Annotated in this window: 18 protein-coding genes and 1 other annotated feature; of the genes, 13 read left to right on the forward strand and 5 right to left on the reverse strand. The window is 43.6% G+C overall.

What is annotated here, in order from left to right; translation table 11 throughout:
- Positions 1-90 precede the first annotated feature (90 nt).
- The 7 genes from ACQKMF_RS03395 to ACQKMF_RS03425 all read left to right on the forward strand — a co-directional run bounded on the left by ACQKMF_RS03395 (position 91) and on the right by ACQKMF_RS03425 (position 3,274).
- A complete protein-coding gene (locus ACQKMF_RS03395) occupies positions 91-261 on the forward strand; it encodes a hypothetical protein (RefSeq protein ID WP_427571766.1) in 171 nt (56 codons plus the stop codon).
- Between the two features lie 53 nt (positions 262-314).
- A complete protein-coding gene (locus tag ACQKMF_RS03400; protein ID WP_230176763.1) occupies positions 315-809 on the forward strand; it encodes a GNAT family N-acetyltransferase in 495 nt (164 codons plus the stop codon).
- Between the two features lie 125 nt (positions 810-934).
- Positions 935-1,071: a sequence feature (ribosomal protein L20 leader region), on the forward strand.
- A 98-nt stretch (positions 1,072-1,169) separates the two neighbouring features.
- Positions 1,170-1,670, forward strand: coding sequence for a translation initiation factor IF-3 (gene infC, locus ACQKMF_RS03405; RefSeq protein ID WP_034309072.1), 501 nt, complete (start codon positions 1,170-1,172; stop codon positions 1,668-1,670).
- Between the two features lie 34 nt (positions 1,671-1,704).
- Positions 1,705-1,905, forward strand: a complete 201-nt coding sequence (gene rpmI, locus ACQKMF_RS03410) for a 50S ribosomal protein L35 (RefSeq protein ID WP_034309070.1) — start codon at positions 1,705-1,707, stop codon at positions 1,903-1,905.
- A 35-nt stretch (positions 1,906-1,940) separates the two neighbouring features.
- Positions 1,941-2,300: a 50S ribosomal protein L20 gene (gene rplT, locus ACQKMF_RS03415; protein ID WP_034309067.1), complete on the forward strand. Its 360-nt coding sequence runs from the start codon at positions 1,941-1,943 to the stop codon at positions 2,298-2,300.
- 68 nt (positions 2,301-2,368) lie between these two features.
- A complete protein-coding gene (locus tag ACQKMF_RS03420) occupies positions 2,369-2,644 on the forward strand; it encodes a DUF1294 domain-containing protein (RefSeq protein ID WP_101222879.1) in 276 nt (91 codons plus the stop codon).
- Positions 2,645-2,704: 60 nt separating this feature from the next.
- Complete coding sequence (locus ACQKMF_RS03425; protein WP_063232748.1) at positions 2,705-3,274, forward strand: TVP38/TMEM64 family protein; 570 nt, start codon at positions 2,705-2,707, stop codon at positions 3,272-3,274.
- Positions 3,275-3,329: 55 nt separating this feature from the next.
- Here ACQKMF_RS03425 and ACQKMF_RS03430 read toward each other — a convergent pair whose 3' ends face one another.
- Positions 3,330-3,710 carry a sigma-w pathway protein ysdB gene (locus ACQKMF_RS03430; RefSeq protein WP_101222875.1) on the reverse strand — a complete coding sequence of 127 codons (381 nt, stop codon included), beginning with the start codon at positions 3,708-3,710 and terminating at the stop codon, positions 3,330-3,332.
- 108 nt (positions 3,711-3,818) lie between these two features.
- Here ACQKMF_RS03430 and ACQKMF_RS03435 point away from each other — a divergent pair, with 108 nt between their 5' ends.
- Positions 3,819-4,307, forward strand: a complete 489-nt coding sequence (locus tag ACQKMF_RS03435) for a dUTP diphosphatase (RefSeq protein ID WP_427571769.1) — start codon at positions 3,819-3,821, stop codon at positions 4,305-4,307.
- A 64-nt stretch (positions 4,308-4,371) separates the two neighbouring features.
- On the forward strand, positions 4,372-5,457 hold the full coding sequence (locus tag ACQKMF_RS03440; RefSeq protein WP_101222873.1) for a M42 family metallopeptidase: 1,086 nt from the start codon (positions 4,372-4,374) through the stop codon (positions 5,455-5,457).
- A gap of 63 nt (positions 5,458-5,520) precedes the next feature.
- Here the strand turns inward: ACQKMF_RS03440 and ACQKMF_RS03445 are convergent, their stop codons facing one another.
- The 4 genes from ACQKMF_RS03445 to ACQKMF_RS03460 form a co-directional block, all read right to left on the reverse strand.
- Complete coding sequence (locus tag ACQKMF_RS03445) at positions 5,521-6,225, reverse strand: LutC/YkgG family protein (RefSeq protein WP_402940125.1); 705 nt, start codon at positions 6,223-6,225, stop codon at positions 5,521-5,523.
- The gene (locus ACQKMF_RS03450; RefSeq protein WP_230176764.1) at positions 6,219-7,649 is read right to left on the reverse strand and encodes a LutB/LldF family L-lactate oxidation iron-sulfur protein; all 1,431 of its coding nucleotides are present in this window, start codon (positions 7,647-7,649) and stop codon (positions 6,219-6,221) included. The genes ACQKMF_RS03445 and ACQKMF_RS03450 overlap by 7 nt, the downstream gene beginning before the upstream one ends.
- A 24-nt stretch (positions 7,650-7,673) precedes the next feature.
- On the reverse strand, positions 7,674-8,390 hold the full coding sequence (locus ACQKMF_RS03455; RefSeq protein ID WP_101222868.1) for a (Fe-S)-binding protein: 717 nt from the start codon (positions 8,388-8,390) through the stop codon (positions 7,674-7,676).
- Positions 8,391-8,581: 191 nt separating this feature from the next.
- The gene (locus ACQKMF_RS03460; protein ID WP_402938859.1) at positions 8,582-9,301 is read right to left on the reverse strand and encodes a FadR/GntR family transcriptional regulator; all 720 of its coding nucleotides are present in this window, start codon (positions 9,299-9,301) and stop codon (positions 8,582-8,584) included.
- 254 nt (positions 9,302-9,555) lie between these two features.
- Here ACQKMF_RS03460 and ACQKMF_RS03465 point away from each other — a divergent pair, with 254 nt between their 5' ends.
- The 4 genes from ACQKMF_RS03465 to ACQKMF_RS03480 all read left to right on the forward strand — a co-directional run bounded on the left by ACQKMF_RS03465 (position 9,556) and on the right by ACQKMF_RS03480 (position 15,285).
- Positions 9,556-11,244 carry an L-lactate permease gene (locus ACQKMF_RS03465; RefSeq protein ID WP_402938856.1) on the forward strand — a complete coding sequence of 563 codons (1,689 nt, stop codon included), beginning with the start codon at positions 9,556-9,558 and terminating at the stop codon, positions 11,242-11,244.
- Between the two features lie 76 nt (positions 11,245-11,320).
- A complete protein-coding gene (locus ACQKMF_RS03470; RefSeq protein ID WP_427571773.1) occupies positions 11,321-12,433 on the forward strand; it encodes a PucR family transcriptional regulator in 1,113 nt (370 codons plus the stop codon).
- A gap of 117 nt (positions 12,434-12,550) precedes the next feature.
- The gene (gene glcD / locus ACQKMF_RS03475) at positions 12,551-13,963 is read left to right on the forward strand and encodes a glycolate oxidase subunit GlcD (RefSeq protein WP_427571775.1); all 1,413 of its coding nucleotides are present in this window, start codon (positions 12,551-12,553) and stop codon (positions 13,961-13,963) included.
- Positions 13,960-15,285: a (Fe-S)-binding protein gene (locus tag ACQKMF_RS03480; RefSeq protein WP_402938849.1), complete on the forward strand. Its 1,326-nt coding sequence runs from the start codon at positions 13,960-13,962 to the stop codon at positions 15,283-15,285. The genes glcD and ACQKMF_RS03480 overlap by 4 nt, the downstream gene beginning before the upstream one ends.
- Positions 15,286-15,312: the final 27 nt, after the last annotated feature.

Consider the following 15,312-nt stretch of genomic DNA (forward strand, 5'->3'; position numbering starts at 1 on the left):
ACATATAGTTGTGTCCCTCTTTTTAATTATGGCATGATAAAATGAAACCATCATGTGAAAATATGTACAGCAATGAAAAGGAGGGGCAGCATGAAAAAGAAATTTACTTATCTATTCGGACCGACATTCCTTGTCATCATCATCTTATTGTTATTGGATGGTTATCGACAATATGCCATCGTCCCGGTCCTGTTATTTTGGATAGCCCTATTTTCTTGGGACGCCATTGAGAAAAAGAAAAAGGAGAAAGAAAACTCTTAACATTTGAAGGCTTCTGTCAGTATGGACTGTAACCAAAGGGGGAGTGGGGATAAATGGAGATTAGAAAGGCTTCAAGGGAAGACGCGGATAACTTGGCTGCTCTGTTCAATCATGTTGAAGATTCCGGGTATATGCTGTTCAACCCTGGAGAAAGAAAAGCGACAGCGAAACAAATGGAGAAGCAAATGGAGCAAATCGAAAAAAATCCCCTTTCCGTTTTCCTCGTTGCTGCTAGCGGCCATGAACTGTATGGTTACCTGATCTTATTGGGCAATCAAATGGGCCGAACGAGGCATTCAGCCAAAATCGTCATCGGCATCAATGAAACTGACCGGGGAAAAGGCATTGGTACGAAGCTATTTCAAAAAATGGAGGAGCATGCACGGACAAACGGAATCCGGCGCCTGGAATTGTCCGTGATTGCAAACAACGCCCCTGCGCTTTCCTTATATCGAAAGATGGGTTTTGAAAAGGAAGGAATAAAGCGGGAATCATTGTTTTTTGATGGGAAATATCATGATGAATATTTTTTGTCCAAATTACTTTAAAAAACGTATTGTCAAATAACTGAATGTCTGATAATATTAATTTTGTTGTGAAAAACGAATAAATTAGCATTTGACAAGTCATCAGTGTTTATGATATATTTCTAAAGTGAATTGAATACGTGTTTGATGAAAAGAAGAAGCACCCGCTTCTCACCTGGTTGACGCAAACAATGCAGTTAACAGGTCATGATTTGATTATTTGGATCTTTCTGAATGAGTCTATCAGTGTGGGTGCAGCATGCATCCACACTTTTTTATTATGATTATATCCTGTAAGCGAGTTGTGAGCGTGACCGAATTTATTCAAATATTCGTATTCGCCAATATCTTTGGAGGTGGCTAACTATTAGTAAAGACGCGATGGTAAACGAGGGCATCCGAGCCCGTGAAGTTCGTCTTATTGACCAAAACGGAGAACAACTTGGAATTAAAACGAAATTCGAAGCATTGGAAATTGCCGCTCGTGTAAATCTTGATCTAGTTTTAGTTGCTGCAAATGCAAAGCCTCCGGTAGCCCGGATCATGGACTACGGAAAACACCGCTTCGAGCAGCAAAAGAAAGACAAGGAAGCACGTAAAAATCAAAAAGTCATCAGTCTGAAAGAGGTTCGTTTGAGCCCGACGATTGAAGAACACGATTTCAATACGAAGCTTCGCAACGGTATTAAATTCCTTGAAAAAGGCGATAAAGTAAAAGCTTCTATCCGATTCAAAGGACGTGCCATTACGCATAAGGAAATTGGTCAACGTGTACTCGTTCGTTTTTCTGAAGCATGTAAAGAAGTGGCTACAATCGAGCAACACCCAAAAATGGACGGGCGCAGCATGTTCATTATCTTAGCACCGAAAAACGAAAAGTAATTGTAAAGTAATTTGTAATGAGGAGGAATACCTTATGCCTAAAATGAAAACTCACCGCGGATCTGCTAAACGTTTCAAAAAGACTGGATCCGGCAAACTTAAGCGTTCTAACGCTTACACAAGCCATTTATTTGCTAACAAATCTACTAAGCAAAAGCGTAAGCTTCGCAAAGCTAGCCTTGTAAGCAAAGGTGACTTCAAACGTATTCGTCATATGCTAGACAACATTAAATAAGTTCGATTTATCGAGTTAAATAGGAGGGAAATAACATGCCACGTGTAAAAGGCGGTACTGTTACTCGCAAACGTCGTAAAAAGGTAATAAAATTAGCTAAAGGTTACTATGGCGCGAAACATATTCTTTTCAAAGTAGCTAACCAACAAGTAATGAAGTCAGGAAACTATGCTTTCCGTGACCGTCGTCAAAAGAAACGTGATTTCCGCAAACTTTGGATCACTCGTATCAACGCTGCAGCACGCATCAACGGTCTTTCTTACAGCCGTTTAATGCATGGTCTAAAGCTTGCTGGTATCGAAGTGAACCGCAAAATGCTTGCTGATCTTGCTGTTGCTGACGAACAAGCTTTTGCTCAATTAGCAACTGCTGCTAAACAACAATTAGACAAATAAGTCTGACTGATACAGCCACTCTCTTTTCAAGAGGGTGGCTTTTTACATATTTAAAGGAGGGAATAAGGATGCAAGGAGTATGGTTCATTGCTGCTTATATGATCATCACAAACATCATCGGGTTTGCCTTAATGGGAATCGACAAAAGGAAAGCGCGTAATGGGGAGTACCGGATCAGTGAAAAGACACTTTGGTTTTGGGCGGTCATAGGCGGAGGGACTGGGTCCTTTTTGGGGATGAAGCAATTCCGCCATAAGACGAAGCATGCCGCTTTTAAGTGGGGCCTGCCGATATTGATGATTCTTCAGATAGGCTTATTGATTAAGATATTCATTCAATTGTAATATGTAGCCGCTATAATGTATATGCTTGTAGAAGCAGCAAAGAGTAGCTGGAGGGAGAGCATGAATGATAAACTGACACTTGTGATGAGCTACGTTCAATCAGGAAGCGTGTTTGCACCGTTGATTTTTATCACTTTTCATTTATTAAGGCAATTTTTATTCATTCCCGTCATTGTGGTTTGCATGTCTGGAGGAGTATTATTCGGGGCAGCTTTTGGAACCATCTATTCGGTAATCGGTTTGACGTTGTCCAGTATGGCCTTTTATTTCGTGATAGGCAAATTTCCGAAAACAAAGGATAGGCTGCTGCGACTTAAGAATAAGCTTTTTGGAAACCGAAAGCTAAACAGCCGGCAAATTGCAGTACTGAGGCTAATACCATTCATTCACTTTTACTTGCTGTCGCTTTGCTTATTGGAATCCAATAAAGGGCTGAAAAATTATTTTTATCTATCCTTCATGACTAATCTCCCTGTAGCATTCGTATATACGGTTTTTGGCCACTATATTTCAGATTTCAGTCCAACCCTGATCGTCATCATTTTATTATCCTTAACCTTATTGCTCTATTTATTGAGAGAGAAACAGACGGTCGTTCCCTGGAAGGAATTTTTTCGTTCAGATGATTAATATAGAGCCTTGAGTACATTTTTCTCAAGGCTCTTCATTACGTGTGATTTTTTTTTCATTTTTGTAAAAATTCCTTAACAGGGCTTTTCCAATCAATAACGGCATCCGGATATTGTTTTTTTATGGCTTCCTCGATTTTTAAAAAGTCATTTCGCTTCAAGCCTTTTAGGCCGGCCACTTTCTTGGGCCATATGAAGATGGAGATGACCTCAAAGGAGCGTTCCGTCGTCCCTAGATACTTTTCCCCTTCAAACATCACCCCGTTGTACGTCAATAAAAAATTCTTTCGTATATTGGCTGTATCGTCGAGCAGAAAGAACTTTTTCTGTTCATGTGCCAGCTCTAATTTTCTTTTCGGATTAAATAGATATTTGATGACTGTATATATTAAGAAAATGATGAGAGCCAAAAGAATGAACCGCATGATCAATACCATGGAGCTACCTCCTTAAACAGAGTGATTCCCTTCATTTACGTATGGGTTTTTAATAAGTTTCATTTATTTGATATAATTTAGGGGAAGACAAGGAAAGAAGTGATGAAAATGAACATAGGTAAATTAATGGAAATGCAGGCAGCTTTGGATGAGCATATACAATCAAAGCATGAATTGGGTTCTGAAGACTTGGTGGAACGGAAGATACTTGCTCTTTTAGTGGAGCTTGGTGAGCTAGCCAATGAAACGAGATGTTTTAAATTCTGGAGTCTTAAAGGCCCCTCTGATAAAGAAACGATTTTGGCTGAATACGTGGATGGCATTCATTTCATTTTGTCACTCGGGATCGAACGGGGATTTGTACCGAAAGTTCCATCTGGCCCAACCATGCATCAGGAGGATTTGACTGTTCAATTTACTGCTATTTACGGCTACATCAGTGAATTTCGCACACAGTTGACAGAGTCATCTTTCCAAAGGGTATTTGCTGCGTATTTACATTTAGGGGAGTTGCTTGGATTTTCGGCAATGGATGTGGAAAAAGCGTATGTAAGCAAAAATGAAGTGAATTACGAAAGGCAAAAGCAAGGCTACTGATTGTTTATGTAATCGATTGTCTGTATAATTATTCTTGTAATGTAAGTTATAGGGAGGTAAAAGAATGGCTCAATTGGATGAAACGTTAAAGATGCTTCGGGACTTAACGGATGCTAAAGGCATTGCAGGAAATGAAAGTGAAGTAAGAAAAGTGATGACCGAATACATAACACCATTTGCGGATGAAATATCGACAGATGGCCTGGGGAGTTTGATTGCCAAGAAAACGGGAGATGAAAACGGACCGAAAATCGTCGTTACCGGGCATATGGACGAAGTCGGTTTCATGATCACCCAAATTGATGATAAAGGATTTTTGCGTTTTCAGCCGGTAGGGGGCTGGTGGTCACAGGTAATGCTGGCCCAGCGCGTGACGATCGTTACAGGTAAAGGTGATATAACTGGCATTATCGGTTCCAAGCCGCCACATATCCTGTCAGCCGATGCAAGGAAGAAGCCGATTGATATTAAAGATATGTTTATTGATATTGGTGCATCCAGCAAAAAAGAGGTTAAGGAATGGGGCGTCAAGCCAGGGGATATGGTTGTGCCATATTTTGAATTCACGGTCATGAATAATGAAAAGATGCTTCTCGCCAAAGCCTGGGACAATCGAATTGGCTGTGCAATCGCCATTGATGTGCTTAAACAGCTGAAAGAAAGCGACCATCCTAATGTAGTATATGGAATTGGCGCAGTGCAAGAAGAGGTCGGCCTGCGTGGCTCCAAAACATCCACATTCAAAATTCAGCCGGATATCGGCTTTGCCGTCGATGTCGGCATTGCTGGTGATACACCGGGGGTTTCCGAAAAAGAAGCGATGAGTAAGATGGGGGAAGGCCCGCAAATCGTCATCTATGATTCATCGATGGTGGCACATAAGGGATTGCGCGATTTCGTCACCGACACGGCTGATGAAATGAATATTCCTTATCAATATGAATCGATTCCAGGCGGCGGGACGGATGCCGGCTCCATCCATTTAACGGCAAATGGTGTTCCCGCTCTGGCGATCACGATTGCCACACGCTACATTCATTCACACGCAGCAATGCTTCACAGGGATGATTATGAGAATGCAGTTAAGCTCATTGTCGAAGTGATTAAACGCCTCGATCGCGAAGCGGTTGATCGGATCATTTACGAATAATATAGTGAAAGTTAAAAATGGAGGGGCCTAATTTAGGTCCTCTCCATTTTCTATTTCTTATTTCTACTTATCTTCGACGATTATATAGACCGCTTTGATGGGGCCATGGACTCCGACGACAAGGTCCATTTCGATATCAGCAGAGTTGCTCGGGCCTGTTATGAAATTGATGCAGGAAGGAACGACCTCGCCCCGTTTAACTTTTGAACGGATGGCCGCAGCAGCCTGGGTCATTCGCGGTACGATGGTGCTTTTTGGAATGATGGAAACATGGCAAGAAGGAAGGAAGCTGATGGAACGGCCGTGATCCTTGTCGCTGAACAAGACGACGGTCGCTGATTCTGCTAATGTCATCTCACTGAATGTGATTCCGATGTTAGCACTTTCGGCTTTTTCGATATTTTCTTTGCCGGCTTGGTGATCCCATATATGGACATCTTTTTCCTTTAAGATACCCTCTAACCCATAGTCGGAAAACCGATCGTCCTTAGGGATGATCAAGGGTCCGTTTCCAAGCTCCTCGATCACCTGTGTTAAACAATGCATCACTTTCTTGGAGTCGGTAACGTGAAATTGAGTATGCACCCGTTTACATTGCTCCTCCAATTCCGCGACAAGCTCATTTGGTGTCGCATGTATCAAAACTTCTTTTTGGGGGGCGTGCTTCCATTCCGGAACGGAGATGCCTTCCGTAATAGGACCCCTTCCCAGGTTTTTTGCTATATTGTTTAAAAATGTCCCTTCATTATGGATGGTTCCATTCATGATGGTTTCCCTCCTTTTTCCCGATTTTTGAACCAGTCCCGAAAGCTCTCTTTCCCTGGAGCAGGGAACTCGCGGCTTTCTGTCCAAGTTTTGAGCGGTCCCGGTCCTTTCGAGATGATATCCCCCGTTTTAAAAGGGGACATCGCTGATGGTGCGATTTTGGAGCCGAATTTATAAAGCATAGGCGATGCCGCACCAATTCCGAAGGCCTTCATGGCCATCTTTTCTGAAAACGGCGCCATTTTTTCCTTTTCAACGATGACTTCCCGATGCTTCCTCAGTAAATCATGGAGAGGAATCTTTACCGGACAGGCATCTGTACAGGCGGCACAAAGAGTGGAGGCATATGGAAGTTCCTTAAAATCATCATATCCTCCGAGTAAAGGTGAAAGCACAGCACCGATTGGTCCGGGGTATATTGAACCATATGAATGACCGCCAACCTGGCGATAGACCGGGCAGACATTTATACAGGCAGCACAGCGAATGCATTGAAGAACGGATTGAAACTCAGTTCCCAAGATGGAGGAGCGTCCATTATCCACGATCACAAGGTGAAACTCCTCGGGTCCGTCTACATCACCTTCATCACGCGGACCGGTAAGTGCGGTGATGTAACTGGTCAATCTTTGGCCGACAGCGCTTCTTGTCAATAAGCTGACAAGGACTTCGAATTCATCGAATGTAGGTACAAGCCGTTCCATTCCCATCACGGTGATTTGCGTTTTTGGGAGGGCGGTGACCAAATCTGCATTTCCTTCATTCGTCACCAGTCCGATCGAGCCCGTTTCCGCAATCGCAAAATTACAGCCGGTAATGCCCACATCGGCGCTTAAGAAATCTTTCCGCAGAATGCCCCGGACATGGGCGGTAAGCTCTTCCGGCTTTTCAGTTTGCGTATATGCAAGCTTTTCTTTAAAAACATCCCTAATCTGCTCCTTATTTTTATGGAGAGCAGGTGCGACGATATGGGAAGGGGGATCATGATCATCCACTTGTAAAATGTATTCACCAAGGTCCGTTTCAACGACATCGAGGCCAACTGCCTCAAGAGTGGCATTCAAATTGATCTCTTCCGTGACCATCGATTTGGATTTCACGACCTTTTTGGCATTCTTTTTTACAATAACATCCTTGATGTAACCGCTTGCTTCTTCAGCCGTTTGAGCGAAGAAGACATGACCGCCTCTTTTCGAAACATTTTCTGCGAGCTGGTGCAAATAGAAATCAAGGTTACTAAGCACATGCTGCCTGATTTCTTCCCCAAGGGAACGCCAATCCTCCCAGCTTCCCAATTCATCAACGGCAGTCAGCCGCCGTCCGTGTAATCGTTCTTGGGCACTCGATACGGCCAATCGCATAAAATCATTATGTATTCCTTCATCCACCCGGTCTTTAAACTTGGCAGAGCTGGTTTTCATAGCCATAATTTTTTCCCCTCCTCGCTTTCTTTAAATACTATTCAGGACTTCCGCAATATGAAGCACTTGCACCGGTTGCCCCTTCCTTTGGATCCGCCCGCCGATATTCATCAAACATCCTGCATCCCCGCCGATTAAAAAATCTGCCCCGGTATCTTCAATATTGCAGACTTTCTCCTCGACCATTTGCCCGGAAATGTCACCCATCTTGACCGAAAAAGTTCCCCCGAACCCGCAGCAGTTTTGGGCATCCGGAAGTGGTGTCATTTCCAGCCCCCTGACATGGCTTAACAAAATGGCAGGTGCTTCCTTGACCTTAAGCAGCCGTGTCATATGGCATGAAGTATGATAAGTGGCCTTTCCCTTAAGGGTCGCCCCGACGTCGGTCACTTTTAAGACATCCACGATGAATTGGGTCAATTCATATGTTTTAGCCGCTAATGATGCCGCTTTCTTTTCCCATTCGGCATCCCCTTTGAATAGGGCCGGATATTCCTTGAACATCGCTGCACAGGAACCGGAAGGGGTTACGATGTATTCAGCATCCGCGAACGTTTTAATCATCTTTTTCATGGCTTCCTTCGATTCCTTCGTATACCCGCTATTATATGCCGGCTGTCCGCAGCATATCTGGGATTCCGGGAAATCGATCTCACAGCCTAATCTCTCGAGTAGCTCCACTGTCGCTTTGCCGACATTGGATTGAAACAAATCGACTAAACATGTTGCAAAGAGAGTAACTTTCAATCTGAACTCCTCCTATTTCAAATAAGTTAACAGGTCATCTGATGACTAGAAAATGGAAAAAGGAAATGGTTTAGAGAATATACCAATTTCCATGATTTTTTAAATGAGATAATCGTTTTCAAAATAATATATCAATTTTATCCTTTTTTGTATAGGGTATTTTTGAAATTAATGAAAGGTCAACTATGCTTTTACTGATTTTTTTGGATGACCCGGTCAAGTGATTCCTCGACACTTTGAAGGTGAAACAGCATGGCACTGCGGGCTCCGTCTTCATCCTGTGCCAAGATTGCATCATAAATCCTGACATGCTGCTGATAAAGCTGCTTAAGTGTCATCTCTTCGGAATAAAGCGCAATCCGACGGATATCACGCATCTTTTCCATCATTAATTCTGAAACATGGTTCATCAATGTAATCAGCAGCTCATTTTGTGATGCGTTTGCCACTGCAACATGGAAGGCGATATCCGCTTTATCACTGAGTTCTTCATCATCTGATACCTTTTCCATATTAAAAAGCCTGTCCTTGAGTTCGATAAGGTTTTCTTCCGTTCTTTTTTTCGCTGCCACTTCTGCCGTACCGGACTCAAGTATTTTCCGAACTTCCAGTAAATGCTTGATATTGTCTTGATCCATCAAAAGGGCGGCAGACAAGGGGTGGTTCATGATGGCGGGGTCGAAGGTTTTAACGAATGTTCCTTCACCTTGTTTTATTTCAATAAGACCCATTGAACTCAATGCACTTAATGCTTCACGGATGGCCGGGCGCCCGACTTGGAAATTTTCCGCAAGCTGCTGAATCGAATCCAATTGTTCACCTGGTTTCAGGCTGCCTGACCGAATCATTTCATAAAGTTCATCGCTGACTTCTTCATAAATTTTTTTCGGCTTTATTTTTTTATATACCAAGTAGTAGCACCTCTATTTTCTATGAGTTTCTCTGATTAATATTATATAACACAAATGCTATATGACACTTCCAGAAGGGTGAAAAATCAACAAAAAATAAAAAAAATCTTGATTTTATATTTTCAATCATTTAATTTTAATGAGTACTCATCAAGTCATCTGATGACTTTGAATATTTCGATATGTAAGGGGTTTCAATTAGCGATTGATTTCTGAATTTTTTAAAAAATCTACAGAAAATGGAGTCGAAATGAATGACATGGACACAAAACTTTACGCCGATCACCGATAATTTAGTTTTATCATCTCTTGCCGCACTCATTCCAATTCTTTACTTTTTCTGGGCACTTACCATCAAACGTATGAAAGGCTACATTGCAGGTATAACCACTTTGCTTGTAGCTCTTGCAGTGGCTGTATTGATATATGGAATGCCTGCAGGAAAAGCAGTGATGTCTGCTTCACAGGGAGCCGTATATGGGCTGCTCCCAATCGGATGGATAATCATCACTTCCGTATTTTTGTACAAAATGACTGTTAAAAGCGGACAATTCAATATCATTCGTTCTTCAGTGCTTTCGCTTACGGAAGACCGCCGTCTCCAGGCATTATTGGTGGCATTTTCTTTCGGGGCATTTTTAGAAGGTGCCGCGGGATTTGGAGCACCTGTCGCCATTTCGGCTGCGCTTTTGGTCGGTCTCGGATTTAACCCGCTATATGCAGCCGGAATTTGTTTGATCGCGAATACCGCTCCGGTAGCATTCGGGGCAGTTGGAATACCGATTATCGCCATGGAAGGCCCTACTGGCATAGCCGCCATGGAGATCTCAAAAATGGTCGGCCGCCAATTGCCATTCCTTTCGGCTTTCATTCCGCTTTATCTCATTTTAATAATGACTGGGTGGAAAAGGTCGCTTGAAGTCCTGCCGGCAATTTTGGTTTCCGGATTTTCCTTTGCCATCACACAGTACTTAAGTTCAAATTTTCTTGGGCCCGAACTACCGGACATCCTTTCCGCGTTAGTGTCACTATTTGCATTGGCAATCTTCCTTAAATTCTGGAAACCTAAAACGATCTTTCGCTTTGCCTCCGAGGAAACGGCAGCCACTGTCGAACCTTTATATACAGCCGAAGCGGAGACAAAATACACGAAATGGCAGATATTCCATGCTTGGTCACCATTCCTTCTGTTAACGCTTTTCATAACAATATGGGGGATGAACCCAATAAAGCCGGCTCTCTCCGGACATTATGAAGGCAACAATGTGCTGCTTGGCGCAATCAATGAAATCGGGAAGCTATTAACCTTCCAAATCGAAGTCCCAGGTCTGCATAATGAGATAATCGGAAGCAATGGATTGCCGATTGCGGCTTTCTATAAAATAGAACTGCTCGGGGCAGCCGGGACTGCCATTTTACTGGCTGCAATCGTAACGAAGTTCATCGCACACATGTCTGCAAAAGACTTTTATAGCACCTTTGTTGAAGCGATGAAAGAGTTGGCAAAGCCTATCTTGATGATTTCTACCGTGGTGGCCTTTGCCTACGTGACGAATTCTTCAGGAATGTCGACAACATTAGGGATGACCCTTGCAAAATCGGGTGATTTATTTCCGTTCTTCGCACCGGTTCTCGGCTGGCTAGGGGTGTTCATTACCGGATCGGATACATCAGCCAACCTCTTATTTGGCAGTCTGCAGAAAGTGACCGCTCTTAAAGTTGGAATGGAACCGGTGCTGGCACTGGCGGCGAACTCTTCCGGAGGGGTCACCGGAAAGATGATCTCACCACAATCGATAGCGATTGCATGTGCTGCCGTTGGCTTGGCGGGCAGGGAATCGGAATTATTGAGATTCACGCTCAAACATAGTCTTTTCTTATTGCTGCTTGTTTGTGTGATTACCTTCTTGCAAAATGGCGTCCTTTCCTGGATGATTCCATAAGTAGAATGAGGCTCCCTTTTCATAGGGGAGCCTCGAAATATTTTTTTCAAGCCCATACAAAAAAGGAGGACATATAATGCAATTGGCAGCTGTGGCAGGGAAATTGGTTCATGAGGTTCGGAAACTGATTGAAGAGGAAATCATCATTATTGATAATGCTGGCACAATTATCGCCAGCACCGACAGCAGCCGTATTGGATCTTATCATGAAGGAGCCATTCACGCTTTCAACAATCGTGAGAAATTGATCATCAACAAACAGGATGAACGTAGTTGGAAAGGAGTGAAGGCAGGTATAAACCTACCTATTTTCTTCAACCAGGAAGCCGTTTGTGTCATTGGAATTACAGGTGACCCCAAACATGTTTCCCCTTATGCGGAACTATTAAAAAAGATGACGGAGATGTTCATTCAGGAAAGCTATCATATCGAACAAGCAGAATCCCAATCACGTCTGATGGAATTCTTTGTATTTGAATGGCATCAGCTGCAGACGTTCAATGAACATTTCCTTCAGAAGGCCAAGTTGCTTGGGGTCGATGTTCATGCAGACCGAATCATCACTCTTGGGGAATTCAAGACTGAGGAAATCATTGAACCTCATGTATGGAGAACGCTTCAGATTTACATAAGCCAGCAGCATCCCAATGACATCGCAGTCCGTTGGGGGAGGAACCAATTCGTCATTCTTTCAATAGCCGATTTCATCGGTTCAAAAAACCAGCAATATAAGAAACTAAGTAAACTGCAAAAAAAGCTAGAGGAGAGTTCGGGTTATAAAGTGTGTGCAGGAGTAAGTTCGCGTGCATCAGGATCCGCCTTCAGGTCAGCGTTTTTTAGAGCGGAACGTTCCTTGAAAATCGCGTGTCCTTCATCAGGGATCATATTTGACGAGAACTTGAAGCTTGAGGTCCTGTTTGATGAAGTTACCGCTGAAACAAAACAGGAATATTTATCCAGGACGATTCAGGAGCTGCTTCCTAATGAGGAGCTGCTTAAAACCCTCTCCATGTATTTTGCATGTGATCTATCTTTGAAGGAAACAGCCGCAGCCCTGCACATCCATATCAATACCCTTCATTACAGGCTTAAGCGCATAGAAGATTTGACCCGACTGAACCCTAGGAAGCTAGCCGATTTAGTCACTATGTATCTAGCGGTAAGAGTATTGGATAAACATACAAAATAATTATCTGGAAAGCACTAAATTCTATATATTCATACATAGAAGGCCAAGTGTTTTTTTTCTTATACTTACAACATATAAAAAATCTCGAAATTTCCTATGTTTATGAGGAGGATGTACATGTTAACAAAACAGGTTAAGCAGCTACTTCTTACCATCGTCGGTCAGGAGAATTACGATGACTCCAAAGTGGAATGTCTAGTCTATTCATATGATGCAACGCCAGGCTTTCAAGCGATGCCGGATGCTGTCATTAAACCGGGCAGCACAGCTGAAGTCGCAGCCATCGTCAAAGTTTGTAAGGAATATAATGTTCCGATCGTTCCACGCGGGTCTGGGACGAATTTGAGCGGAGGCACCTGCCCGACAGAGGGTGGGCTTGTCCTTTTATTCAATCGAATGAATTCATTACTTGAAATAGATGAGGAGAACTTAACGGCTACCGTACAGCCTGGGCTCATCACATTGGACTTGATTTCAGCAGTTGAAGAGAAGGGATTGTTTTATCCCCCGGATCCGAGTTCGATGAAAATCTCCACGATTGGCGGCAACATTAATGAGAACTCTGGTGGACTGCGAGGATTAAAGTACGGAGTCACCCGTGATTATGTCATCGGGCTTGAAGTTGTCCTTCCGAACGGGGACATCATTCGAACAGGGGGCAAGCTTGCCAAAGACGTAGCCGGATATGATTTAACGAAACTATTTGTCGGATCGGAAGGGACCTTGGGAATCGTTACGGAAGCGATCCTAAAGCTGATCCCCATGCCGGAAACGACAAAGACGATGCTTGCCTTATATCAAGATCTGGATGCTGCAGCCCAGTCAGTGGCCAAGATCATTTCAAATAAAATCATTCCTGTTACATTAGAATTTCTGGATCGGCCGACTTTGATAGTTGTTGAAGACTTCGCGAAAATCGGTTTGCCCACCAATGTGGAAGCGGTCCTGCTGATTGAACAGGATGGGCCGCCTGAAGTGGTGGAACGTGATATGAAAAGGATGGCCGATATCTGTCTAGAGGAGAAGGCGGTTTCAGTGGAAATTGCCGAAACGGAATCTGACGCTGTCGCCTTGAAAACAGCAAGAAGGACAGCCCTTTCCGCACTGGCACGCCTAAAGCCGACAACCATTTTGGAAGATGCCACCGTTCCCCGCTCGGAAATTGCCAAAATGGTTAAAGCAATTAATGAAATCGCAGACAAGCATGACGTGGATATTTGCACTTTTGGTCATGCTGGGGATGGGAACTTGCATCCAACGTGCATTACCGACGCTCGGGATCATGAGGAAATGGAGAGGGTGGAGCTCGCTTTTGCCGACATTTTTGCCGCGGCTATCGACCTTGGCGGGACGATTACCGGTGAACATGGTGTAGGAGCGATGAAGGCCCCGTATCTTGAATGGAAGCTGAAGAAAGAAGGGATTGACGCAATGAGGGCGATTAAACAAGCTTTCGATCCCAATAACATCATGAATCCCGGCAAAGTATTTGCCAAGGAAACCAGGAAAAGAGTGGTGGTTACTTCATGACGACAGTTCAGGAAAGGAAAACTATTGCCATTCAATTCGCGGAAAAAATGAATGAAGATGAATTGTTGAATTGTATGCGCTGCGGCTTTTGCTTACCCCATTGCCCGACATACATAGAATCGGGGCTAAAGGAATCCCATTCACCAAGGGGCCGGATCGCACTTATGAAAGCGGTGGCGGATGGTGTGATTGAGCCTGATGAGGATGTAGAACGTTCGTTGAGTCTTTGCCTCGGCTGCAGGGCTTGTGAGCCTGTGTGTCCTTCAGGTGTCAAATATGGACATCTTCTTGAAGAAGCAAGGGATATCATCCATCAGAATAAAAAACACAGTTACCCTGTAAAAACGATTCGCAAGGCCGTCTTTAGTGGGTTATTCCCACACCAGGAGCGAATGCAGGCCATGACGAGTTTGCTTGGCTTCTATCAGAAATCAGGACTGCAATACATTGCCCGTAAAACGGGAGTCCTCAGCCTGCTTCCGGAAAATTTGGCAACCATGGAAAAAGTGCTGCCGAAAGTCCCGAAAAAATCAGAAATGAAAAATAGGCCGACCAAGCTGCCTGCAACCGGAACGCCGCTCAAAAAGGTGGCTTTCTTTTCCGGCTGCTTGATGGATACGATGTTTTTGGAAACGAACAAGGCCACATTAAAGCTTCTTCAACTGGCCGGATGTGATATCGTGATTCCGAAATCCCAGGCATGTTGCGGGGCGCTGCACGGGCATAGTGGCGAAAAAGAAGGTGCTAAGCAACTGGCCAAGCGTAATATAGAAGCTTTTGAAGCAGAGGAAGTTGATTATATTATTACGAATGCCGGCGGCTGTGGAGCTTTTCTCATAGATTATGACCATCTGCTCCAAGCTGAACCAGAATGGCACGACCGTGCAATCGCATTTAAAAATAAGTTGAAAGATATCAGCGAGATACTTGTTGATTTGCGTTTCCAGGAAAAGGTTCGCTTGAAATTGCCGGCTCAATCGGTAACTTTTCAGGATTCCTGTCACTTACGGAATGTGATGAACACCTCATTGGCTCCGCGAGTTCTCCTTCAATCGATAGAAGGAATCGACTTCAGGGAAATGAAGGATGCGGATCGGTGCTGCGGCTCCGCAGGGATTTATAATATTGTTGAATCAGAGATGTCCATGAATATTCTTGACTCTAAAATGGAGAACACGAAATCGACACACGCCGATATTGTTGTAACGGCAAACCCTGGCTGTTTGTTACAAATGCAATTGGGGATCGAGAGGGAAAACTTGGGGGATTGTACGAAAGCAGTGCATATTGCAGACCTGCTAATAAAGGCTGTGGCTTTATAATAGAAGAAAAAAGAATGTAAATAGAAA

The sequence above is a fragment of the Peribacillus sp. NPDC101480 genome, assembly GCF_050277335.1.
Lineage (GTDB): Bacteria > Bacillota > Bacilli > Bacillales > DSM-1321 > Peribacillus.

Bases quoted from the DNA above. Each gene is read 5' to 3' on its own strand.
- ACQKMF_RS03395 (WP_427571766.1), top strand. From the start codon at position 91: ATGAAAAAGAAATTTACTTATCTATTCGGACCGACATTCCTTGTCATC.
- ACQKMF_RS03400 (WP_230176763.1), top strand. From the start codon at position 315: ATGGAGATTAGAAAGGCTTCAAGGGAAGACGCGGATAACTTGGCTGCT.
- infC (WP_034309072.1), top strand. From the start codon at position 1,170: ATGGTAAACGAGGGCATCCGAGCCCGTGAAGTTCGTCTTATTGACCAA.
- rpmI (WP_034309070.1), top strand. From the start codon at position 1,705: ATGCCTAAAATGAAAACTCACCGCGGATCTGCTAAACGTTTCAAAAAG.
- rplT (WP_034309067.1), top strand. From the start codon at position 1,941: ATGCCACGTGTAAAAGGCGGTACTGTTACTCGCAAACGTCGTAAAAAG.
- ACQKMF_RS03420 (WP_101222879.1), top strand. From the start codon at position 2,369: ATGCAAGGAGTATGGTTCATTGCTGCTTATATGATCATCACAAACATC.
- ACQKMF_RS03425 (WP_063232748.1), top strand. From the start codon at position 2,705: ATGAATGATAAACTGACACTTGTGATGAGCTACGTTCAATCAGGAAGC.
- ACQKMF_RS03430 (WP_101222875.1), bottom strand. From the start codon at position 3,710: ATGGTATTGATCATGCGGTTCATTCTTTTGGCTCTCATCATTTTCTTA.
- ACQKMF_RS03435 (WP_427571769.1), top strand. From the start codon at position 3,819: ATGAACATAGGTAAATTAATGGAAATGCAGGCAGCTTTGGATGAGCAT.
- ACQKMF_RS03440 (WP_101222873.1), top strand. From the start codon at position 4,372: ATGGCTCAATTGGATGAAACGTTAAAGATGCTTCGGGACTTAACGGAT.
- ACQKMF_RS03450 (WP_230176764.1), bottom strand. From the start codon at position 7,649: ATGGCTATGAAAACCAGCTCTGCCAAGTTTAAAGACCGGGTGGATGAA.
- ACQKMF_RS03465 (WP_402938856.1), top strand. From the start codon at position 9,556: ATGACATGGACACAAAACTTTACGCCGATCACCGATAATTTAGTTTTA.
- ACQKMF_RS03470 (WP_427571773.1), top strand. From the start codon at position 11,321: ATGCAATTGGCAGCTGTGGCAGGGAAATTGGTTCATGAGGTTCGGAAA.
- glcD (WP_427571775.1), top strand. From the start codon at position 12,551: ATGTTAACAAAACAGGTTAAGCAGCTACTTCTTACCATCGTCGGTCAG.
- ACQKMF_RS03480 (WP_402938849.1), top strand. From the start codon at position 13,960: ATGACGACAGTTCAGGAAAGGAAAACTATTGCCATTCAATTCGCGGAA.